The sequence below is a fragment of the Mycobacterium sp. genome (assembly GCF_019247635.1).
In the GTDB taxonomy this organism is placed as follows: domain Bacteria; phylum Actinomycetota; class Actinomycetes; order Mycobacteriales; family Mycobacteriaceae; genus Mycobacterium.
This window is the reverse complement of sequence record NZ_JAFBAR010000067.1, coordinates 13,154-35,926: the sequence shown is the minus strand read 5'-3', so window position 1 is coordinate 35,926 and position 22,773 is coordinate 13,154. Positions and strand designations below refer to the sequence as shown.

The following is a 22,773-nucleotide window of genomic DNA, read 5'->3' as shown; positions in this document are numbered from 1 at the left end:
TCGTGTCAAATGGATGGCGTTGGTCAGAGCTACTTTTTCCGAGGATTGACCAGCACGTGGGGCGTGCCGACCGGGCCGAACATCGGTAGCGCGTGGTCGACGGGGTCATCGTCGCCCTCGTCCCCGCCCTCGCTATCAGCCGCTGCCGACGGGCCTGACTCGCTCGTTTCAACCATGAGATGCGGCACGCGGATGGGGCCGAACACGGGCAGCGGTTGACACTCGAATTCGTCGCCTTGCGAGCCGTTCGACTGATCCTCTGTTGAGTTGCCATTGCCGCTGCCATTGCCATGGCCATTTCCCTTGCCTTTGCCGTTGGGCAGGAGGACCAGTCGCGGCAGCATGCCAACCGGGCCGAAGAGCGGCAGCGCATGACCGTCGAGATCCTCGGCGGGCTGTTTGCCGTCGCCGTTGGCTTTGACATGGCCGTTGCTCGGGTCACTTTGCGTGAGCTCGCGTGGCAGCAGGACGGCGCCGAACAGCGGCAGCGCGTGGCCCTCTTCGACGTCGTCATTGACGGTGATCGGGAACTGCGGTGCCTCTTCCTTGATGTCGCTGTCCGAAGGACCGGTGTCGCTGGGCTGAGCAGCGGCGATGCCGATCTTCGGAAGTAAGGGGACTTGGCGGGTGAGCACAGTGCGAGTCTGCATGGCCTTCAGCCGCTCCACCAGGCTGGGTTTCGGTTTGGACTGGATGACCCAGGGCCGCGTGGGCGCGCGCGTGCCAAGCTTGGACGGCCACCAGTTGGCCTGACCGATCATTGCGGCCAAGGCGGGCACCGTAACGGTCCGCACCAGGAACGTGTCGATCAAAATTCCGGCGCCGATGATGAAACCGGCTTCGACCATCGTCATGATGCTGGCCGCCAGCAGGCCGAACATCGAAGCCGCGAAAATCAAACCCGCAGAAGTGATTACGCCGCCGGTTGAGCCCACGGTGCGGATTACGCCTACTCGCACCCCGTGCGGTGATTCGTCTCGGATACGGGAAATGAGCAGCATGTTGTAGTCGGCGCCGACCGCCACCAACAAGATGAAGGACAGTCCGGGCAGGCTCCAGTGCAAATCCTGGCCGAGTATCAACTGGAAAACCACGACCCCTAGACCCAGTGCCGACAAGAACGAAAGCAGCACCGAGCCAATGAGATACAACGGCGCAACGATGGCGCGCAGCAGCATGACGAGAATGAGAAAGACGATGAGAATGGTCGCGACCACGATGAACTGGATGTCGTGGTTGTAGTAGTCGCGGGTGTCCCGAAGCCCGGTCGGAATTCCGATCATCGATATCGTGGCGTCCGAGAGTTCGGAGTTCGGTTGCGCCGCATGGGCCGCGGCGAGGATGTCCTTGACCTGATCCATGGCCTTGGTGGTGAACGGATTGAGCGCGCTCTGGATGAGGAACCGCGCCCCGTGCCCGTCAGGCGAGATGAAAGCTTGCAGGCCCGTTTTGAAATCCTCGTTGGCCAGCGCCTGGGGAGGAATGTTGAAACCGCCCATCGACGGTTTGCTCGCGTCGTGCTTCATCCCGAGCAGGAAGGACGACGCTTGATCGAGTCCGTTGCCCATGTTCTTGGTCTGCTTGACCAGCTCGGCTACGCCCATGGCGATGGCCCGGCTGCCGGCGGCCAGGGCAGCGGAACCCTGCTGCATCTGGTTCAGCCGGTTCTGCATTCCGTCGATGGAGCGCAGCAGGCTGACGGCCTGGTCGAGATTCTTCTTCAGCTTGTCAATCGTCTGGGCGAGGGTCTGGTATTGCTCGGTCTGTTGCAGGCTGCGGCCCAGCGCATTGATGTTGCCGAGCGCCCCGCTGTTCTGCGCGTCGACCAGTGTCTGCAACTGATAGCGCGAGGACACGCAGCCTGGGTCGGCGTTGCACTGAGGGCTGACGTTGAGAGCCGCCACCACCGGACCAGCCCACGCGACGATGTTGGACACCTGGGTCGTGTTCGAGGTAAGCGCATCGCCCATCGCCCGCATTTGACCCAGCATGTGGGACATCTGGTCGAGATCGTTGATCGTCTTGTCGCCACCCATCAGCTGTTTCATGGTCACCAGGATGCTAACCAGCTGGGTGGCATTGCCGACGGACTCGGTGACCTCGTCGCGCACGCCGGCCAGAGCATTGGCCAACTGGTTGGAACCGTTGACCAGTCTGTCCAGATCGCCGCCATGGTCGTGAATCGCCGAGGACGCTTCGTCGAGTTTGCCGCCGACTTCGCCGGCCTGATACGACACCTTCGTCTGGTCTAACGGTTCGCCGTTGGGCCGGGTCAACCCGCGTATCGCGATGATGTCAGGCAGCTGGGCGATCCGGCTGGCCATCTGCTCCATGTCGGCGAGGGAGCTCGGGGTCCGAAGGTCGCGTGGCGACTTTATGAACAGCATCATCGGGGTCATCATGTTCTGCGGGAAGTGACGGTCCATCACGTTGTATCCCGCGACGCTCGCGACGTCAGACGGGAGTGCCCTCATGTCGTCGTAGTTGAAGCGCACCAGCAGCGTGCAGCTGGCCAGGCTGACCAGCACGATCAGGCTGCCGATCAGATGAATCCGGGGTTGGCGCACGGTGCGTGTCCCCACGATCCGCCAGACGCGGCGGGTGAGCTCACGGCGCGGCTGGATCCAACCACGGCGGCCGATCAGCACGAGAATGGATGGCAGCAGCGTCATCGCGGCCACGAAGGCCACCAGGACCGAGATCGAGATGGCGGGCCCGATGCTGACGAACAGCGCCAGCTTGGAGAAGACCATCGCGAGGAACGTCACCGCCACGGTGGCCGCCGAGGCGGCGATGACCTTGCCGATGGACATCATCGCGTTCTTGACCGCTTCGTCCGAATCGAGGCCGTGCCGGACGTAGTCGTGATATCGGCTGATCAAAAAGACGGCGTAGTCCGTGCCGGCCCCGATCATCACCGCAGTCATGAAGACGATGGTCTGCATCTGCACGTCCAGGCCGATTTTCGACAGGCCCGACAACACGCCCTGCGCGGTAGCCAGGGAGATGCCAATGGTCGCCAGTGGCACCAACATGGCAACGACGTTTCGGTAGACCATCAAGAGAATGACAAGCACGCTGAGCGCGGTGCCAATCTCGATCAGATGCGTGTCTTCCTTGCCGATCGTGACGAGGTCGTCAACAGTGGCCACCGCGCCGGCATAGTTGGCGCTGAGCGTGGTACCCGCAAGCGTCTGTTTGACGATGTCCTGGATTTGTTTGTATTCCGACTGAGTAGCGGGGTCGTCCTGGTTGGTCGAGAACATGACCGGCAGATTCCAGGCCTTGTTGTCCTTGCTGGCCAGCACCGCGTGCAGTGGCGGTGTGCTGATGAAGTCCTGTACCGAGAATTTGGCGTCGCGCAGGTTGTCTACCAGCTTGTGGTAGGTAGCCAGATCGGCTGGCCCCAGGCCCTTTTCGTCGGTCAGGATGATCAACAGCTGCGAGCCGCCGCCCCCGCCTTTGGCTTTGTCTTTGTCGCCACCGTTGCCGGTGTCTCCGCCACCAGGGTTGCCGCCGTCGGGCGCTTTGTCGGGCTTGGCATCGAAGGCCTGGGTCATCTGCTTGGTGGCGATCACCGTCGGGGCATCGTCCGGCAGTTTGGCTGCGTCGTTCTTGCCGGCGGCCGCGTCCATCAGCGATGGGAATACGACGGCGAGAATGCCCGCAAGCGCGATCCAGACCGCAATGACCAGGAACGGCTTGCGTATGACGAAGTAGCTCAGCTTGTCGAAGACGCCCCCGACCTTGGCCGACTCAGAACCGCTCATCGGCCGAAGAGCCCTCCGGTGCCCGCCGCCAGCGTTGCTCGTCCCTTGTCCATGTCAGCCCACCTCTTCCCGGTGGCGCTCGGGCCGTGAATCTCCAGGCGCCGCACGTCGATCCACACCCCCCAACTTCCAAGCTCGGTCGCAATTCAGCAAGTGAGCAACAGACTATCGGGTCGGCCGAGGAGATGTCAGAAAACCGTGCGATCGTACACAAAAGTGACCCGGCCCACGCCGGGGATTTGGCTGCTCAAGATACACCGGCCGCGGCGGGAGTGCCACCGCGACGCTAGGGAGCGGCTCAGCCGCGGTGCGCGGCCCAGCAAACGCCGGAAGCGCCGCTTGCGTGTCCGCGGAGTTCTCGGCGTCTCCAGCGACGCCGAGGTACCGCTGGGCGGCCGGCACGCCATGCCGATGACGGCCGCCGGGGTGATTCGTACAAGTTAGCTGCCGCGCAAGTCGTTTCGGCTGTGCCACACCCCGATAGTGTGCTGGACCATGACGACTTCTCGCCTGCCCCGGTTGCCGCTCGACGAGGCGAAGGCCGCCGCCGACGAAGCGGGCGTGCCCGACTACATGGCCGAGTTGAGCATTTTCCAGGTGCTACTGAACCATCCACGGCTGGCGCGGACGTTCAACGACCTGCTCGCCCTCCTACTGTGGCACGGCGAGCTGGATTCGCGACTGCGCGAACTGGTGATCATGCGGATCGGCTGGCTCACCGCCTGTGACTACGAGTGGACCCAGCACTGGCGCGTTGCTTCGCGTCTCGGTGTGTCCGCCGACGATCTGCTCGGCGTACGGGACTGGCAGGGCTACAACGGGTTCGGGGCGGTCGAGCGGGCCGTGCTGGCGGCGACCGACGACATCGTGCGCGACGGCGCGGTGAGTGCGCAGAGCTGGGCCGCCTGTGAACGCGAATTACGTTGGGATACAATGGCGCTCATCGAATTAGTCACCGCCATCGGCTCGTGGCGAATGGTCGCTTCGATCCTGCACAGCCTCAAAGTCCCGTTGGAAGACGGGGTATCGAGCTGGCCGCCCGACGGCCAAGCTCCGTAACGCGGGTTTCGCCCTCACGCCACGCTCGCCGAGGCGACCACGGCAACCAGACCCACGCCCCTCACCGACCGTGCACTCAGGCGAGATTTCTCCGAAAAATCGCACGGGCAACGCGTTCGGCGAAGGTGTTAGCGTCGGCAAATGCGAACCAGAGCTGCCGAGTTGCTCGGCGTCGAGTTTCCGATCTGTGCGTTCAGTCACTGCCGCGACGTCGTGGCGGCGGTGACGAACGCGGGTGGGTTCGGGGTCCTCGGTGCCACCGCGCACAGCCCCAAGCGGTTGGACAGCGAGCTGACTTGGATCGAGGAGCAGACGGGCGGTAAGCCGTATGGGGTGGACCTGCTCTTGCCGCCCAAGTACGTCGGGGCTGAGCAAGGCGGGATCGACGGGCAGCAGGCCCGGGCCCTGCTGCCCGAAGAGCACCGCGCGTTCGTGGCTGAGCTCCTGGCCCGCTACGGCATCGTGCCGGACGACCAGGGCCGGCCGCGCGAGTCAGGCGGCCTCAACATCTCGCCCAAAGGCTACGAGCCACTGTTGGACGTGGCATTTGCCCACGACATCCGCCTGATCGCCAGCGCGCTGGGACCCCCGCCGCCCGAACTCGTCGAGCGCGCTCACGAGCAAGACGTGCTGGTAGCCGCCCTGGCCGGCACCACCCAGCACGCGTCAAGGCACGCCGCGGCCGGGGTTGACCTGATCGTCGCTCAGGGCACCGAGGCCGGTGGCCACACCGGCGAGGTGGCCACCATGGTGCTGGTTCCGGAGGTGGTGGACGCTGTGGCGCCGACGCCCGTACTGGCCGCAGGGGGGATCGCCCGCGGCCGGCAGATCGCCGCGGCTCTCGCCCTGGGCGCCGAGGGGGTGTGGTGCGGTTCGGTGTGGTTGACCACGGAGGAGGCCGAGACGGCCCCGGTGGTCAAGGACAAGTTCCTGGCCGCGACCTCGTCGGACACGGTGCGATCCCGGTCGATGACCGGCAAGCCGGCGCGCATGTTGCGGACGGCGTGGACCGACGAATGGGCGCGGCCGGACACCCCCGATCCGCTCGGCATGCCGCTGCAGACGGCGCTGATCACCGAGTCGCAGGTGCGCATCAACCAGGCCGCCGGCCAGCCCGGGGCGAAGGCCCGCGAGCTGGCTACCTACTTCGTCGGTCAGGTCGTCGGATCACTCGATCGGGTGCGCCCGACCCGGGCGGTGGTGCTCGACATGGTCGAGGAGTTCATCGACACCATCGGAAACCTCGAGACCCTGGTCGAGAAGTGATCGACAGCAGGATCCCTGACAGGCTGCATAAAGAATGGTAAAGATTCGGCAAACGGGCCTGTTTCAGATTGACCGGGCCAGGTCGGTCATGCATCATCGGTCGTGCACCTCGTTAGGTGAGGCGGCTACACGAACATAGGCCACTGACCCCGAACGTCGAAAGACGCCCCGGGTCAGGACAGCTCCTCCCGGCTTAAGGGTTGAGCCCAGGTGGCTTCCGGATCACCGGACACGTCGTGTGGTGCCAAAGCTCTGACGAGTGGGGTGCGGATTTCCGACGCTCGTCGGGTTTCTGGACTCCTTTGTGCGCGTGCAAATTGTGCGGGTGACCGTACGTGCCGCGACCGCGAGGAGGTGAGGGACACATGAGTTCCAGCGATAGTCCGGGTCGATATCCGGGCTATGTTTCGTCCCACCCCGACCTCCTGCGCGACGTTCTCAGCTGAGTCGTCAAACCTCTTGGATCGGAACCGTTGCAGGACGAGACAACGTCCAATCCCCAACTGCTCGTTCCGAATACTGTCCAGGAGGCGATCATGTCCGTAGCCCTGTACGACGAAGTGGTAACCGTAGGGCCCGCCCGCACGCTGCGAGTGGTGCGCGATGAGACCCCGGCGCCCCGGAAGGTGGTCGACAGCCGGCCCATCGTTGTCAGCGACCCACTGGTGGATGGTGCGGCCCGGCTGTTGAGCGTTCCGGTGCGGCACGTGTACGCCGCGCTGTGGCGCGTCGGACTGCTCGAGGTCCGGGCGTAGTCGCATGGTTGGTGATCAGCTTCGACGGCTCCAAGGGGTTGCCAAGCCGCAGAGGTAGTCTGCGGCTTGGCAACCCCTTGGAGTAATCGGCTGTACAGTGTCGCATATGACCCTTGACGGCCATTTGCTGCATCCCGAGCTGTTGGCGTTAATTCCATTTGGTAATTCGCTGACTACTAACCTGCTGAACCGACGCATCGATGAAGCATTGGCCGATGATCCGGCAAACGACCCGGAGGTAAGTGTGGTCGTGCGAGTGTTTAATGAAGCTGCCAAATTAGAGAAAGTCTTCGAGGATATAGACAAGCAGCAATTTGGCCGCTCGATCGAGGTGGTGGTCGTCGATAATGGGTCCAGCGACCGGAGCCCCGAGGTGGCAAAACACTATGGCGCGGAGCTGGTGACGCTGCCGCAAAGCGAGTTTACCTATCCAAAATCGTTGAATCTGGGCGTGGCCGCCGCGAGCAACGACGTGGTGTTCGTGACCGTCGCCCATGTGCGGTTGACGAGCGTGCACAACCTGCACGCCGGCGCCCGGCACTTTCGCAAGGCCGGCAACGTCGCAGGTGCATACGGCGTAACCCTGCCCAACGAGGGCGCTTCCCGGGTGGAACGGGTAGGTGCGTCCACCGGTATGAATCAGTGGCTGTCAAGGCCGGCCCGGCGGACCAAGCGGGTCAGTCCGGGGGTACTGAGCGCGACGGGAGCGATGATTTCCAAGCCGGTATGGCAGGAACTCGGCGGTTTCGACAATCGCTACCAGGCGGGTGGCGAAGATACGGCATTGGGAAAGTCGATGCTGAGGAATGGGTATGAGATCGTCCAGGAGCCGGCATTGACGGTTCATCACTCGCACGGGCTCGGCGTGCGTGACTCCATAAAGCAGGGTATTCATCAGCTTCAGATACTCAGAGAGCCGCGACAGTTCAATCGAGAAAAATTGCTAGAGCGCAGGCCGGACCTGCGGGCGGACGGCACCGACGTCTAGTCTGCACTTTCTGATCTGTTACTCCGATGTTTGCTAGACCCTCCTGAGCGCATTTGGTTCCGCGGCCGGGCAGCCGTGCCCGCCGGGCTGGGCCCGCCGCTGGCCCGGCTGGCTCAGAGTTGCGAGAAATTCGAGCCACCGACATGAAGGGCGGCCCCGGTTGGGATCACTGCCAACGCGATGACTATGCAAACGAAGACCAAGACGTTTCGCCGGGACGGTGCTTCTTCGAGTTCCTTTCGGTCCATCGCGAAAAGGATGTAGACCATCGAGACATCGAACGTGATCAGCACCCACCAACGGGTCCAATCGACGCCGGTCATGAAGACCGGCACCATCAAGGCGAGCGCCAGCACCGGCGAAACCAGCTTGCCGCGTATTTCACGAAGGAATGCGCCGAAAGGCACCCCGGAATAATTGCGGATCATCCATGTGGAGCCGACGAAGAACAGCAACCCGAGCACGAATGAACCGAGGAGTGGGACGAAGCCGAAGTGGGTCACGAACCGGACGCCGTCGGCGAAGCTGTTGTCGAGAAGTGGTGTCGCATAACGACACATCCAGTCGTGGTAATCCGACCGGCTGTCGATATGGCCGAGCAGGTAGGAGACAGCGCCCCGCGGCGTCGCGGTAACCGGGTATGGATTTTCCAGCATGCGGTGCGGGACCTGGGTGCACAACTGCGACCCGAGATTGCGGTGTCCGAGACCACCGACCAGCAGTGCCGAAACGATCCCGGGCCCAACCGCCAAGACGGAGCAGGCTTGCTGGGCCACCGGAGTCGCGTCTCTGGACAGAACGACGATAGCCAGCACCGCCCCAAGGGCGAGTTGCAGTGGAATCGCTTCGTGCGCGAGCGCCATCGCGGCCATCCCAATGCCATACACTGCGCTGACGATCAGCCTGGACCGAGTGCTGCGAACTCTGGTGAGCGCGATACTGAACGCGAGTACCGCGGCCATCCCGGCGTGTTCGGGATGCGGCGAATACAGGGCATAGGAAATCGAAAAGGGCAACACCGGAACCAGCAGGGCGAGCATGATCCTGCGTTCGGTCCTGGCGCCCCGGGACACAATGATCCACATCCAGACGGCAAGGGCGACGAGCCAGACTATCGCCGGCGCCCACATCAACGCGTAGGAAACGATGAAGTAATACTTCTCGGGGAATATGCGGATCAGCTCGCCGCCCAGTCCCCGCCGCACAAACCCGAAGTGATAGTTGGCGACGTTGTACGACAGCCAGTAGATAGCCGTCGGAAAAGCAACCAGCACGATATACAGATGCCCAATAGCCGAGACCACCAGCCCCGTCGATGCCAGGGCATACATTTGCACACGTTTGCGGTCGAGACCCGCGTGCGTCACAAGGTTCCTTGAATTCGGTGGATCAATGAATTCGCAGATTACACGATGGCGAAAACCGAGTTGACGGAAACTAACGATTCACGGAAGGCGCCACCATAGAACCCCTGATCACTCGCCTTTGACGTGCGTTGACGTGCGCTGACGTGCGCTGCGGCGGCATCGGTGCTCGCGGACGGTCGGAGCACCCGATATCGGGCATTATGGATTTCGTCTCATCTGGAATGAACCCCGGTGGCGAGGCTGGCCCGGTACGGTTTGATTCATGTCCGTTCTGATTACGGTCCCGGTTTATGGGCAGCACGAGTACACCCATGCGCTCGTCGGTGACTTGGAGCGTGAGGGCGCCGACTATCTCATCGTCGACAATCGGGGCGACTACCCCAAGATCAGCAATGAACGTGTCATCGCACCCGGCGAAAACCTCGGCTGGGCCGGGGGAAGCGACCTCGGATTCCGCATCGCATTCTCGGAAGGCCACTCCCACGCGATGACACTGAACAACGACACCCGGCTCTCGAAGGGGTTTGTCACCGGCGTGCTGGACCCGCGGCTGCCCGACGACGCGGGAATCGTCGGCCCGATGTTCGACCACGGATTCCCGTGCGCGGAAGACGACGAGAAACCGGACGCCGAAAACTATGTCCCGCGAGCGCAATACCGCACGGTCAACGTAGTAGAGGGAACGGCGCTCACGCTGACCCGCGAATGCTGGCAGACGATCGGCGGCATGGACCTGCGCACGTTCGGCCGCTACGGGTGGGGCGTCGACTTCGATCTCGAACTGCGCGCCCGCAAGGCGGGATTCGGGCTGTACACGACTGAGATGGCTTACATCAACCACTTCGGGCGCAAGACCGCCAACACTCACTTCGGAACCTGGCGGTACTTGCTGGGTGCCAATCTCGCCATGGAGCGGGCGATGCGGAAGGCGCACGGTCGCACGTGGCGCAAACAATTCCCGCGGGGAACCTTGTCGAAGCCATTGTGGGGCAAACAGATCGATGCATACACGGCCCATCCGCTTGTGGACTAAGCGCGCCGCTGCGCGGCCGGTGTTGCCACGCACGCGTACTGCAGATACAAGCCGTCGGCGAAATACCCCAGGGTTACGACGGCGAGCACAACCCCGGCGGTTCCGCGCCACGCGTGGAGGCCCTCGGTTCGCTGCACCTTGAAGCCGGCCTTCTTGAACAGCCGCTTGATGCTTCTGCGGGTAAAGAAGCGCAGGTAGGTCCGGTCGAAGGTGCCAACGTCCTCCTGCGGGAAATCCTTTCGGAGAAGCACCTGACTCAAAGCGGGTAGATAGCGGAAGTTGGGGACCGCGGCAACCATGGCGCCGTCGGGCGCCAGCTTGTCCCGAAGCCGCGTAAGCGTCGCAAGCGGATCGACCAGGCGCTCGAGCGTGTCGTCGCAGACCACGACATCGAAGTGGCCGTCGGGCAGCTCGTCCACCTGCTCGTCCACGGGCCCGGCCAGAACGTGATCGACTAGGGCGCTCGCACGTTGGGCCGCCCCGTCGTCGAACTCGATGCCCCAGACTTCCGCGCCGGTGTGTTCCTTGACCGTGGCACCGAACGCCCCGTTGCAGCCGCCTAGGACGAGCACGCGGCGCGCCGAGACAGGTATGAACCGCAACAACTCCAGCTGTGCTGGTCGGTAGTGGTCGGCGACACTGCCCATCCGTCCAGCTCAGACTCCCAGCCCGGCGGCGATCAGCGCCACGCCGGCGACGGCAACAGTGCCGGCCAGGATCCGCCGCCGGTGGGTACGTAGCCACTCACGCAGGCTGAGCATCGCGGCTTCGGTGCGACTGGGCTTGATCAGGTAGCTGGCCAGCGGGATCTCGACGATGGCAAGCATCACGAGGAGATATGTGCCCACGGCGCTGACCTGGGTGCCCAAGGCGGCTCCCGAAGCCCCGATGGCGGTCAGCGCCATCAGGTACTCGACGGGAGGCGGGCCCGCCGAACTCAGTCCCACCACGTACGCCAACCAGGGGAAACCGGTCTCCAATGCGCCGTGGGCGTTGGCTAGCAGGCGGGCGAATCGGCCCGGCCTCTCGGCCACCAGCACGGCCGACGGTTCACCGCTGGCGACGAGCACCGGCGCCGGTTGGCGCACCGTTACCCCGGCCGCGATCAGCCCCGCGACCACCAGCGCGACCAAGCCGGCCCCGATCTGAATGTGCGCAACGGTGGAACTCGACAGGAACGACGTCAGGTGATGCATCACGATGGACGCGACGTCGCGCATCAGCAGCAGCACACCCAGGGCGACGGTGACGCCGGTCGTCATGCCGCCAAACCAGAACGCGAGCAGGTTGACCATCGGCCGTGGCCGGGTGATCAGGAAAATGGCCATACCGAGACGCACGGGTTCGGTTGCCGTCATCAACGCGAGGACCAGCACTGTGGTCCACATAAACGTCCCCCTCCCGTCCCCTGGGCGGTCAACCGAAGCTCAGCTCGCCCTATCTTCTAACAAATCGGCGGCGGCCGTGACACTTTCACCCGGTTTAGTCATCCGGTTGGCGATCTCGCGAGCCCGATTTATGCAGCTCGGGGCCAGTATTGAGCGGAGATCGGCGACTAGGGATTCCTGGGTGGTCGCCGAAAGCCGACGTCCGGCGCCGATGCCCAGCCGCTTGATTTGGGCGGCCCAAATAGGCTGTTCGATCCAGATCCAGAGGATCAATGTCGGGATGCCCGCCCGCATGCCCGCGGCTGTGGTGCCCGCGCCGCCGTGATGGACGACCGCCCGGCAGGCGGGAAATACGGCCGCATGGCTGACCCCGGGAACGAGCTTCACGTGGTCCTTTACGTGGTCTAAGAGCGGTGCGTCGCTGAAATCATTCGCGCCGGTGCAGATCAGCGCCCGTTCGCCCAATTGCGCGCAGGCGGCGCTGATCATGGCGACGGTGTCGGTGGGCGATTCGACGGGCATGCTGCCGAAGCCGAAGTAGATCGGCGGCGTCCCCGCCGCGATCCACGACAGCACCTCGTCGTCGTACTGCGTCGGCAGCTCCATGGTCAGTGCCCCGACGAACGGTCGTTCCTTGGTCCACTGCGCCCAGTCGCCGGCCAGCCCCGGAAAGCAGAGGTCGTCGTAGGCCTGAATCTCGAGGGATCGGCTCTCGATCATCCGTCGTGTCGAGGACGCGGTCGCCTTCGGCAGGCCGAGTTCGCGGCGTTGGGCTTCTTCCACGTTCTTCGTCACGCGCCAGTGCACCCACCACAGCGTCGAAATCAGCGACCGGTTCATCCACGCCGGCATCGGAATCGCATAGCCGTTGACGCGCGACGGCAGGAAGTGCATCGCGGCCAGCGGAATGTCGTAATACTCCGCGACGTTGGCGGCGATGCCCTGGTGGATCATGCTCGTCAGGATCAGGTCGGCCCCGTCCGCCAGCGACCTGAGCGTCGCGGCCATATCCGCCCACGCCTGCCGCAGATCGTCCATGCCTTGGCGGAGCAACTTGATCGAGTTCTGGATCTTCCAGAACTTCTGCAGGTTGTCCTCGTCGTCCAACAACTCCTGGGTGTCCGGCCCGTAGGGCACGGCGCTGAGCCCGGCCGACTCGACGAGGCCGATCAGGTTGGGCGGTACGGCCATGCGGACCTCGTGACCCCGGCGCACCAGCTCGCGGCCCAGCGCGGCACACGGCTCGACATCGCCGCGGGTCCCATTCACGGCCAGAGCAAATATCATCGACCCCCCGGCTATTCGTATCTCGCCGCGGTCAGGCCGTAGTCCGCGAGCGTTTGTTCGATCAACTCCCGGACATTTTCGTTCGAATTCTCGGCGCCCGGTTGATACGCCGAGACGCTAATGAATATCTGACCATTGACGCGCCCTGAGAAAAGGTACAGCTCCCCGCCCGCATTCTCCATGCGTTGTTTCGTCGCACCTTGATTGAATAGCCGCGCGTACCCGTAGTCACAATCTGCACCATCGATGCGCTTCAAGGCTTCGGTCAATTGTCTGACGTTCGAACAACATACGGGCAGGTCGGCGCCCCCGATCGCCATACCCTCCAGCCTGCGCACCGCCCACTTTGGTGTGAACGGAACCAGTGGAAGTGGTTTGAGCAGCTCGTTAGGGGTGTGCTCCAGGGCGGCCAGGCTACGCTTCATCTCGTTGCCAACGACCTGTAGATCGGTCGCCGCGCGGTCTGGGTCGAGACGGAACGTTGCCGCCGTCAGCGCATTTCCGCGTACATCGTCTGGGCCGCGTTCGCTTACTGGGACCGTTATGGTAACGGCGCCGTCGACGGGGCTCACCCGTCCGAGGTGTTGAGCCAACCGCGCGGCGAACGCAATGAACAGCGAATTGCTGGACCCGCCGAATTCGAGTGCCCGTGCGTCCCAGGCATCTAGGTCGCAACAAAGCGTAACGGACGGCACCTCAATGGGTTCGTCGCCGAAATTCGTTTTGGCCGAGCGCGGCAAATCGGTCTGGCTCGCCGCGTCCTTGCGGCTCTTCAGCAGAATCATGATGCAGGCGACGAGCGCCAGCACAACCTGCGGTAGGCCGCGAATGGTGTCGAGCGCGTCCGCGAGTAGTCCCTGTCGGCGACTGCGAGATCGCGGTGGGGGATAGCCGAGGTCCCGCCTGATGTCGTGGATGGCCTCGTAGATCGAGATGCCCAGCGCGATGCCGTCGACCACGGTGTGGGAGCTGACCATCGTGACCGCGGTCCCGCCGTCCTCCAGGGGAAGGACGGCCAGGTGCCAGCACGGTCCGTGCTCGGGGTTGACCGGAACTTGCGCCCGTTCGGCTTTCCACGCGCCTACTTCCGCGCGGGGCCGGGGCGCTGGCGCGATATCGATCTCCGTCGGTTCGTGATAGGCGACCCAACGTGGACGGCCAAACGGCAACGGCGATCGCTCGATCCGGCGACCGAGCAAACCGTACCCCAGATTTTGGTTGAACTGGCGTAGTCGGTCCATGTCGACGGCCCGGTCGTAGACCCAGGTGACCTGCGCGACGGTTTCGAAGCCGGTCGCCCGCAACCGAAGAAGGGACGCGTGGTCAAGGAATGCGACCCGGTTATCGACCGCACTGGACGCACTGGCCGGCGCGAGAACCATTGACTAACCTAACCTTTCACCTCACCAGACGCGCGCGAGGTCGCCGGTCGGCCGTGATCTCGCTTATCCGGTGCGCCATCTGGTCATGGGTGCAGCAGCCGTGGCGGGTTCGCGGGTGCGGCGACTGTAAGCGAGGTGCAACTGGCTGTGGCGACGCGGATGCGGCATCACATCGCGGCCCTCGGCGACGCAGACAAACGCCGATTTCAGCGCCTCGACATAGCGGGTCACCGATTCCCGGGCGGTCGGGTTGTTCGGGAACAACACCGTCAGCTGCGTCTCGTTTTCGAGACGATTGACCCGGATGTCGATCTGTCCCGCCATCCCGCCGTCGTGGCAGAGTCGGGCCCGCAGCCCCTCCACGTGGGAGTTGGCCAGCGCCGAAAGAGGAGGAATACCGGCGTCCAAGTAGAACAGCAGCGGCGCGCCCCATTGGCCCTTCTCCAGCCACGGCACCAGTTCCAATACCCGGTCCAACGGCACGTCGGCGAGCTCCCGGCCGGAGTCGAAGTTCTCCTGAGCGGCCTGGACGACCTCGCCGAAAGTGGAGGCGGTGGCGGGGAAGCTCATCGGAACGAAGCCGACGAACCACCCGGTCGTCATGAAGTCGGTGGGGGTGCGACGAATGTCGATGGGAACCATAGCGTGATACGTCTCTGCCCCGGTCAGGGCGTGCTCGACCACCGCGGAGATGGCGAACACGCCGCCGCAGAACCGCGCCCCCACCGACCTGCACGCGTCTTCGAACGCGGCCGTCTGACGCTCGTCTAACAACCGAACGCCGATCATTTCGCAGGGCGCGGATGTGTCACCCAGCGGCAATGGGAACTTGGGCAGCGAGCCCTCGTTGGTCTCGAAGAATTCGGTCCACTTGCGGACCACCGGGGAGTCCAGAGTCAGCGAGGAGCAGTGCTCGTGCTGCCGCACGCAGTAATCGTCGTAGCTTCCCGGCTCGGCCAGCCGCAGGGGGGCTCCACCGCTGACCAACGCGTGGTACATCAGATGGATCTCAGCGAAAGCGACGCCGACGAACATGGCGTCGCAGTGCAGGTGGTCAATCGCCACGCAGAAGGTGAAGTGGTCCGCACGCTGGATGATCGAGTACCGGAAGCAGTCCCACTCGAGCGGACTCGGGGTGGCCAGCACGTGGTCGCGCCACTGGTCGTGCGTGGTCAGCTCGCCCTGCTGAACAGCGACGAACTGAATGTCGTTGGGCTTGCTGATGGTGCGGCGCACGAAGTTGTCGCCACCAGTGTGCTCGAACCAGCTGCGGTAGGTGTCGTGGCGCCGCAGGTGAGCGTTGAGAACGTGCGTCATGGTGCGGATATCGCATCGACCAGGCATATCCCAGGCGGAAATGAGCAACCGTGACATCTCCAGGCCACGGTCGGCGTACGAGCGGTAGTTACGAAGGTGGTGGGCCTGCATGTAGCTGGCCGGCACCGTGCTCGCCGGCGCCTGCTTGGCCTTCGCGAGCGATGCGGGCGTAGGTTGCCACGACACCAGCGTGCCGGGTTCCGGCGCCCAATCGTGGATGGTCCCGGCATGGACCTTCCCTACTCTCACCATGTGTCCTCCAAGCCCCTCTGCAGGTCGCGGTTCACCCGATAGTCACGGCTGGTCCGCGAACCCCGAAACCATGATGATGTCTGTGGAGCCCCCATGGATCCGACGATCAATTTCGTGACTACGTCTTGCTCAGGCACGTTACACAGTGACACCGCGCACGCCCGCATCCCGCCAGGTAGCGGGCGGGCAACGGCCGGGGCCGCTTTACGTGCGACGCGCCATGTGGTGTTCACTTGCCCCCTTCAGTGGCCGTGCCTTCTGCGAAGCCTCGACCGGATCGCCGTCGGTGCGGGCTGCCTGCTCCGACGCTCGGGCGACCGTCCGCCCGGGTACAGCTAAATTCTGGTGTCGCTTCGGAGAGCCTAGTTGATGTTTGTCGTTGGATTTGCGTTTCGGCTGCATCTGATTGAACCCAGGTAAAACAAGAGCCACGCGCTGCAGTCTCCGTCGTCGTCGACCAGTAGAATTGCGCCCATCGGCATCGATCCGGCTATCACCGGTTAGCCTTCGGAAGAACGGCGTAAACGCCCAGTAGAACCGAACGGGTGGGCCCGTCACAGCCTTCTTGGATGAGCGGCCGCGCGCCAGCGCGGCAAGCGGGGTGGTACCGCGGCATTCGCGCACCGTGCGCGTCGTCGTCCCCGTGCCTGGACAGGGTGTGATTTTAGGCACAGGGGAGTCGAATGACGGATAATGCGTACCCGCGCAGTGACCTCGGTGCCGACCCGCGCGGCGGCTCGCCAGACTTCCCGGCGCTGGAAGCCGAGGTGCTCGATTACTGGTTTCACGACGACACCTTCCGCGCCAGCATGGGCCACCGCGACGGGGCCCCCGAGTACGTGTTCTACGACGGCCCACCGTTCGCCAACGGTCTGCCGCACTACGGGCACCTGCTCACCGGCTATGTGAAGGACCTCGTTCCGCGGTACCGCACGATGCGCGGGTACAAGGTGGAGCGCCGCTTCGGTTGGGACACCCATGGGCTGCCGGCGGAACTCGAGGTCGAGCGCCAGCTGGGCATCACCGACAAATCCCAGATCGATGCCATGGGCGTCGCGGCGTTCAACGACGCCTGTCGCGCGTCGGTGTTGCGTTACACCGGCGAATGGCAGGCGTATGTCACCCGCCAGGCCCGCTGGGTGGATTTCGACCACGACTACAAGACGCTGGACCTCAGCTATATGGAGTCGGTGATCTGGGCGTTTAAGCAACTCTGGGACAAGGGGCTGGCCTACGAGGGCTACCGGGTGCTGCCCTACTGCTGGCGCGACCAAACCCCGCTGTCCAACCACGAACTGCGGATGGACGACGACGTCTACCAGAGCCGCCAGGACCCCGCGGTCACCGTGGGCTTCAAGGTGGTGGGCGGCGCGCTGGATGGCGCCTACCTGTTGGTATGGACGACAACGCCGTGGACGCTGCCGTCCAACCTCGCCGTCGCCGTAAACCCCGAGATGACCTACGCACAGGTCCGGGTGGGAGAGCAGCGTTTCGTGCTGGCCGAGGCCCGGCTGGGCGCCTATGCCCGCGAAGTGGGTGAGGAGCCCGACGTGCTCGGTAGCTATCGCGGCGCCGAACTGTTGGGGACGCGGTACCTGCCGCCGTTTCCGTACTTCATGGATTCCGCCGGCGCGTTTCAGGTGCTGCCGGGCGACTTCGTGACCACCGAGGACGGCACGGGGATCGTGCACATGGCGCCCGCCTATGGCGAGGACGACATGACCGTCTGCGACCTCGCCGGTATCAGGCCGGTCACCCCGGTCGATTCCAAGGGACGTTTCGACGCCACGGTTCCGGATTACCGGGGGCAGCATGTCTTTGACGCCAACGCGCAGATCATCCGGGACCTGAAGAACCAGAGCGGCGCAGCGGCGGTAAACGGCGCGGTGCTGCTCCGCCACGAGACCTACGAGCACCCGTACCCGCACTGCTGGCGCTGCCGCAATCCGCTGATCTACCGGGCGGTCTCGTCCTGGTTTGTGGCAGTGACGAAGTTCCGTGACCGGATGGTGGAGCTGAACCAGCAGATCACCTGGTATCCCGAACACGTCAAGGAGGGCCAGTTCGGCAAGTGGTTGCAGGGTGCGCGCGACTGGTCGATCTCGCGAAACCGTTACTGGGGCACCCCGATACCGGTGTGGAGGTCCGATGATCCGACCTATCCCCGCATCGACGTCTACGGCAGCCTCGACGAGCTGGAGCGCGATTTCGGCGTGCGGCCGGACAATTTGCACCGGCCCTACATCGACGAGCTCACCCGGCCCAACCCCGACGACCCCACCGGGCGCAGCACCATGCGACGGATCCCCGACGTTTTCGACGTGTGGTTCGACTCGGGCTCGATGCCCTACGCGCAGGTGCACTACCCCTTCGAGCACGGGGATTGGTTCGAGGCGCACTATCCCGCCGACTTCATCGTCGAGTACATCGGCCAGACCCGCGGCTGGTTCTACCTGATGCATGTGCTGGCGACCGCACTGTTCGATCGGCCGGCGTTCAAAACCTGTGTGGCGCATGGAATTGTGTTGGGCTTTGACGGCCAGAAGATGAGCAAGTCGCTGCGCAACTACCCCGATGTTTCCGAGGTTTTCGACCGCGACGGCTCCGACGCGATGCGCTGGTTCCTGATGGCCTCGCCGATCCTGCGCGGTGGCAACCTGATCGTCACCGAACAGGGCATCCGCGACGGTGTGCGGCAGGTGTTGCTGCCGTTCTGGAATGCTTATAGTTTTCTGGCGCTGTATGCGCCGAAAGTTGGTACTTGGCGCACTGATTCGACGCACGTGCTGGATCGTTACATCCTGGCCAAGCTGGCCGCGCTGCGCGACGACCTGACCCAGGCCCTTGATGTATACGACATCTCCGGGGCCTGCGAACAGCTGCGTCAATTCACCGAGGCGTTGACGAATTGGTATGTGCGGCGGTCGCGTGCGCGGTTCTGGGAAGAGGATATCGACGCGATCGACACCCTGCATACCGTGCTGGAGGTGGCCGCCCGGTTGGCCGCGCCGTTGCTGCCGCTGGCCACCGAGGTCGTGTGGCGCGGCCTGACGGGTGAGCGGTCGGTGCACCTGACGGACTGGCCCGAGGTTGACCAGCTGCCCGCGGATCCCGACCTGGTCACCACGATGGATCAGGTCCGCGAGGTGTGTTCGGCGGGATCTTCGCTACGCAAGGCCAAGAAGCTGCGGGTGCGCTTGCCGCTCCCGAAACTGACTGTGGCAGTGGAGAACCCGCAACGGCTGGAGCCCTTCGTCGACCTGATCGGCGACGAACTCAACGTCAAGCAGGTCGAGTTGACCGACGCGATCGACGCTTACGGTCGGTTCGAGCTCACCGTCAACGCCCGGGTGGCCGGACCCCGGCTCGGCAAGGACGTGCAAGCGGCGATCAAGGCCGTGAAAGCCGGCGACGGTGTGGTCAACGCGGACGGCACGCTGACGGCGGGCCCGGCGGTGCTGCAACCCGACGAGTACACCTCGCGGCTGGTGGCCGCAGACCCCGAGTTCACCGCGGCGCTGTCCGGCGGGGCCGGCCTTGTGGTCCTGGACGGCACGGTGACTCCCGAGTTGGAAGCCGAGGGCTGGGCCAAAGACCGCATCCGGGAACTGCAGGAGCTGCGCAAGTCGACCGGCCTGGACGTCTCCGACCGCATCCGCGTGGTGATGTCGGTGCCGGCCGGGCGGGCGGACTGGGCATCGGCCCATCGCGACCTCATCGCCGGCGAAATCCTGGCCACCACCTTCGATTTCGGCGAGCCGGCCTCAGGCGCCACCGAGATCGGCGACGGCGTGCGGGTGAGCCTGGCCAAAGCGTGAAGGGGGCCCGGTCATCACCCCCGCCGGCGCAAGGTCACTGCAGCCCCGCGCCTTCGTCCGAGTGTGAAACCTGCGACGCGACACGCCGAGTTGTCGTCGCATAGTTCACACTCGGCGTCGCTGTTCGGAGTTCGTCAGGCGGCCTTGGCCGCGCGCCAACGCAGGGTGCCGCGATTGGCGTCGACGCGCACCTTGCCAAACCCGTTCGCGTGCAAGCGCTCCGGCAATGTGTCTGGTGACACCGGGTTGCACGTGTCGTGGAAATGCATGATCCGGAACGGAATCGACGCAGCGCTGTCGCTGCCGGCGAACACCCCGCCGGGTCGCAGCACGCGGAACGCCTCGGCGAATAGGCGGTCCTGCAATGCCGGCGTCGGGATGTGGTGCAGCATCGTGAAGCACACCACCGAGCTGAACTCGTCGGCCGGCAAGCCGGTGTTGGTCCCGTCGCCGTGGATGATCCGGGCCCGGTCCCCGTAGGCGTCCTGCAGCCGCTTCGCCAGCACCGGGTCAATCTCGACCGCGGTGTAGTACGGCGTCCGGTCGATCAGCACGCGGATGTTGGCGCCGTAGCCCGGTCCGATCTCCAGCACGCGATCGCCGAGGTCCACATCTTCCAGCGCCCAAGGCATCAGCCGGCGCTCGACGACCTCGGCGTAGCGGCGCGAACTGCAGAACACGCGGTGGCACAAGTTCATTGCCATGGGCAGAGACGCTAGCGCAATAGCATCGACAAGTGTGGAGTCCCGTTGGGTGCTGCACCTGGACATGGACGCGTTCTTCGCCTCCGTCGAACAACTCACCCGGCCGACCCTGCGGGGCCGGCCGGTGCTGGTCGGCGGGGTGGGCGGCAGGGGCGTGGTGGCCGGCGCGAGCTATGAAGCGAGGGTGTTCGGCGCTCGGTCGGCCATGCCGATGCACCAGGCTCGCCGGCTGATCGGCGTGACGGCCGTGGTGTTGCCGCCGCGCGGGGTGGTGTACGGCGTGGCCAGTCGCCGGGTCTTCGACACGGTGCGCAGCCTGGTGCCCGTCGTCGAGCAGTTGTCCTTCGACGAGGCGTTCGGGGAACCGCCCCAGCTCGCCGGGGCGCCGGCCGACGACGTCGAGACGTTCTGCGAGGACTTGCGGGCACGGGTGCGCGAAGAGACCGGACTGGTGGCCTCGGTCGGTGCGGGCTCGGGCAAACAAGTCGCCAAGATCGCTTCCGGCCTGGCAAAGCCCGACGGCATCCGGGTGGTGCGCCGCGCCGAAGAGCAGCTGTTGCTGAGCGCATTGCCGGTGCGGCGGCTGTGGGGCATCGGCCCGGTCGCCGGGGAGAAGCTGCATCGGCTCGGCATCGAGACGATCGGCCAGCTGGCCGCGCTGACCGACGTCGAGGTGGCCAACGTCCTCGGCGCGACCGTCGGGCCCGCGCTGCATCGGCTGGCCCGCGGGCTCGATGACCGTCCCGTCGCGGAGCGCGCGGAAGCCAAGCAAATCAGCGCCGAGTCCACCTTCGCCGTCGACCTGACGAGTCTGGAACAGTTGCGCGAAGCGATCGACCCGATCGCCGAGCACGCCCATCAACGGTTGCTGCGCGACGGCCGGGGCGCGCGGACGGTCACCGTCAAGATGAAGAAATCCGACATGAGCACGCTGACTCGCTCCGCGACAATCCCCTACGCGACGACGGAGGCCACAACCCTGGCCGCGGTCGCCCGGCGACTGCTGCTGGACCCGCTGCAGATCGGGCCCATCCGCCTTCTCGGCGTTGGATTTTCGGGGTTGACCGAGGTGCGCCAGGAACCGCTGTTCGTGGATCTGGAGCTAGCGCCGGAGACCGCGGAGGCCGAGCATTCGGTCGACACGGCGCCGACGTCGGGAGCCGAATCATGGCGGGTGGGAGACGACATCACCCACCGCGCGTTGGGGCACGGCTGGGTGCAGGGCGCGGGCCACGGGGTGGTGACCGTGCGGTTCGAGACGCGCGGTTCCGGGCCGGGGCCGGCGCGGACTTTCGCCCTCGACGACGGCGACATCACCCGCGCCAATCCGGTCGACAGCCTGGACTGGCCGGATTACGTCGGCGCATTGCAGGCCGAGGTCGATTCAGCCCCAGCGGTCGATGACGTCGGCGACGGAGGCCCCGGTTAGGTCCGCGGCCAGGGCGGCCATGAGCAGCACGCGGGCCTGGGCCGGCCGCAACCGCGGCACCACCAGTGCGCCCGCTTCGACCAGGTCATGGCCAGGACCGTACGTCGCACGGACCCTGCCCCCGGCGACCCGGGTGGACACCGCGATAGTGACCCCGTCGAGGCCCGTGCCGCAATGGCGGCGTACCCCGTCGATCACCGCGGCTCCGACATTGCCAGAGCCCATCGCCTCGAGGACCACGGCTCTCGCGCCCGCAGCGACACACGCGTCCAGGGCCACCGAGTCACTTCCGAGGTACACGGCGACGACGTCAACCCGCGGCGCGGCGGCGCCGCTGAGATCGCCCAGATACGGGCGCGTTTTGGGGTGCGTCAGTGTGACCGGTTCCAAAGCCGAGGCGGACACGGTGCCAAGCAGTTGGCCGGCAAAAGTGCTCACTCCCGCGGTGGCCAACTTGTACAGCCCCAACGGCTGTAACACTCGGCCGGCCATGCACACCAGCACGCCGAATCCGCGCGCGGCCGGGCTGGCGGCCAGTGTCAAGGCGTCGCGCAGGTTGCCCGGTCCGTCGGCGTCGGGAGCGTCGGCGCTGCGCATGGCGCCGGTCAACACGACCGGCGCGGTACCGGAGTAGGTGAGCTCCAGCCACAGCGCGGTCTCCTCGAGGGTGTCGGTGCCGTGCGTGATGACCACACCGTCGGCGCCGGACGCCGCCCGATCTACCGCGGCGTGCAGCGCGGCGCGCATGCGGTCCCAGTCGGCCGGCGTCAGCAGCGAGCTGTCGACCGCCATCAGGTCCACGACATCCACCTCGTGGCCTTGGTCGAGGCCTGCCGTCAGTTCCGCGCCGCTGCGGGTGGGCCGGCGGACTCCGTCGGCGCCGGTGCTGGTCGCGATCGTCCCTCCGGTGGTGATGACGGTGAGGCGTGCCATGGTTGGATCATCCCGCACGCGTTAA

Annotated in this window: 16 protein-coding genes and 1 riboswitch; of the genes, 7 read left to right on the top strand and 9 right to left on the bottom strand. The window is 64.9% G+C overall.

Annotation, left to right across the window (positions count from 1 at the left end):
• Positions 1–29: 29 nt before the first annotated feature.
• Positions 30–3,770, bottom strand: a complete 3,741-nt coding sequence (locus JO236_RS09545; RefSeq protein ID WP_293327863.1) for an RND family transporter — start codon at positions 3,768–3,770, stop codon at positions 30–32.
• Between the two features lie 495 nt (positions 3,771–4,265).
• Here JO236_RS09545 and JO236_RS09540 point away from each other — a divergent pair, with 495 nt between their 5' ends.
• The 4 genes from JO236_RS09540 to JO236_RS09525 all read left to right on the top strand — a co-directional run bounded on the left by JO236_RS09540 (position 4,266) and on the right by JO236_RS09525 (position 7,838).
• The gene (locus tag JO236_RS09540) at positions 4,266–4,829 is read left to right on the top strand and encodes a carboxymuconolactone decarboxylase family protein (RefSeq protein ID WP_293327860.1); all 564 of its coding nucleotides are present in this window, start codon (positions 4,266–4,268) and stop codon (positions 4,827–4,829) included.
• A 141-nt stretch (positions 4,830–4,970) separates the two neighbouring features.
• The gene (locus JO236_RS09535; RefSeq protein ID WP_293327857.1) at positions 4,971–6,095 is read left to right on the top strand and encodes an NAD(P)H-dependent flavin oxidoreductase; all 1,125 of its coding nucleotides are present in this window, start codon (positions 4,971–4,973) and stop codon (positions 6,093–6,095) included.
• A 101-nt stretch (positions 6,096–6,196) separates the two neighbouring features.
• A riboswitch (M-box (ykoK) riboswitch) is annotated at positions 6,197–6,366 on the top strand.
• Positions 6,367–6,631: 265 nt separating this feature from the next.
• Complete coding sequence (locus JO236_RS09530) at positions 6,632–6,850, top strand: Rv1535 family protein (protein WP_293327854.1); 219 nt, start codon at positions 6,632–6,634, stop codon at positions 6,848–6,850.
• A 106-nt stretch (positions 6,851–6,956) separates the two neighbouring features.
• Positions 6,957–7,838: a glycosyltransferase gene (locus JO236_RS09525; protein WP_293327851.1), complete on the top strand. Its 882-nt coding sequence runs from the start codon at positions 6,957–6,959 to the stop codon at positions 7,836–7,838.
• Positions 7,839–7,951: 113 nt separating this feature from the next.
• Here the strand turns inward: JO236_RS09525 and JO236_RS09520 are convergent, their stop codons facing one another.
• Positions 7,952–9,169, bottom strand: coding sequence for a hypothetical protein (locus JO236_RS09520; protein ID WP_293327849.1), 1,218 nt, complete (start codon positions 9,167–9,169; stop codon positions 7,952–7,954).
• Positions 9,170–9,467: 298 nt separating this feature from the next.
• On the opposite strand from JO236_RS09520, the gene JO236_RS09515 reads away from it, so the two are divergent.
• Entirely contained in the window at positions 9,468–10,238 is a 771-nt protein-coding gene (locus tag JO236_RS09515; RefSeq protein WP_293327846.1) for a glycosyltransferase family 2 protein, read from the top strand.
• Here JO236_RS09515 and JO236_RS09510 read toward each other — a convergent pair.
• The 5 genes from JO236_RS09510 to JO236_RS09490 all read right to left on the bottom strand — a co-directional run bounded on the left by JO236_RS09510 (position 10,235) and on the right by JO236_RS09490 (position 15,864).
• Positions 10,235–10,885, bottom strand: a complete 651-nt coding sequence (locus tag JO236_RS09510) for a class I SAM-dependent methyltransferase (protein WP_293327843.1) — start codon at positions 10,883–10,885, stop codon at positions 10,235–10,237. The two genes, JO236_RS09515 and JO236_RS09510, sit on opposite strands and share 4 nt — an antisense overlap.
• A gap of 9 nt (positions 10,886–10,894) precedes the next feature.
• The gene (locus JO236_RS09505) at positions 10,895–11,626 is read right to left on the bottom strand and encodes a GAP family protein (protein ID WP_293327840.1); all 732 of its coding nucleotides are present in this window, start codon (positions 11,624–11,626) and stop codon (positions 10,895–10,897) included.
• Positions 11,627–11,665: 39 nt separating this feature from the next.
• Positions 11,666–12,913: a glycosyltransferase gene (locus JO236_RS09500; protein WP_293327838.1), complete on the bottom strand. Its 1,248-nt coding sequence runs from the start codon at positions 12,911–12,913 to the stop codon at positions 11,666–11,668.
• 11 nt (positions 12,914–12,924) lie between these two features.
• Positions 12,925–13,872 carry a hypothetical protein gene (locus tag JO236_RS09495; protein ID WP_293327835.1) on the bottom strand — a complete coding sequence of 316 codons (948 nt, stop codon included), beginning with the start codon at positions 13,870–13,872 and terminating at the stop codon, positions 12,925–12,927.
• A gap of 486 nt (positions 13,873–14,358) precedes the next feature.
• On the bottom strand, positions 14,359–15,864 hold the full coding sequence (locus tag JO236_RS09490; RefSeq protein ID WP_293327833.1) for a condensation domain-containing protein: 1,506 nt from the start codon (positions 15,862–15,864) through the stop codon (positions 14,359–14,361).
• Between the two features lie 683 nt (positions 15,865–16,547).
• On the opposite strand from JO236_RS09490, the gene ileS reads away from it, so the two are divergent.
• Positions 16,548–19,682 (top strand): isoleucine--tRNA ligase, encoded by a 3,135-nt coding sequence (gene ileS / locus JO236_RS09485; protein WP_293327831.1) that lies wholly within the window; start codon positions 16,548–16,550, stop codon positions 19,680–19,682.
• Positions 19,683–19,816: 134 nt separating this feature from the next.
• Here the strand turns inward: ileS and JO236_RS09480 are convergent, their stop codons facing one another.
• Positions 19,817–20,386 carry a class I SAM-dependent methyltransferase gene (locus JO236_RS09480; RefSeq protein ID WP_293327828.1) on the bottom strand — a complete coding sequence of 190 codons (570 nt, stop codon included), beginning with the start codon at positions 20,384–20,386 and terminating at the stop codon, positions 19,817–19,819.
• A 49-nt stretch (positions 20,387–20,435) separates the two neighbouring features.
• Between JO236_RS09480 and JO236_RS09475 the strand changes: the two genes are divergently transcribed.
• The gene (locus tag JO236_RS09475) at positions 20,436–21,815 is read left to right on the top strand and encodes a DNA polymerase IV (protein ID WP_293327949.1); all 1,380 of its coding nucleotides are present in this window, start codon (positions 20,436–20,438) and stop codon (positions 21,813–21,815) included.
• Here the strand turns inward: JO236_RS09475 and JO236_RS09470 are convergent.
• Positions 21,771–22,748 (bottom strand): asparaginase, encoded by a 978-nt coding sequence (locus JO236_RS09470; protein ID WP_293327827.1) that lies wholly within the window; start codon positions 22,746–22,748, stop codon positions 21,771–21,773. The two genes, JO236_RS09475 and JO236_RS09470, sit on opposite strands and share 45 nt — an antisense overlap.
• Positions 22,749–22,773 lie beyond the last annotated feature (25 nt).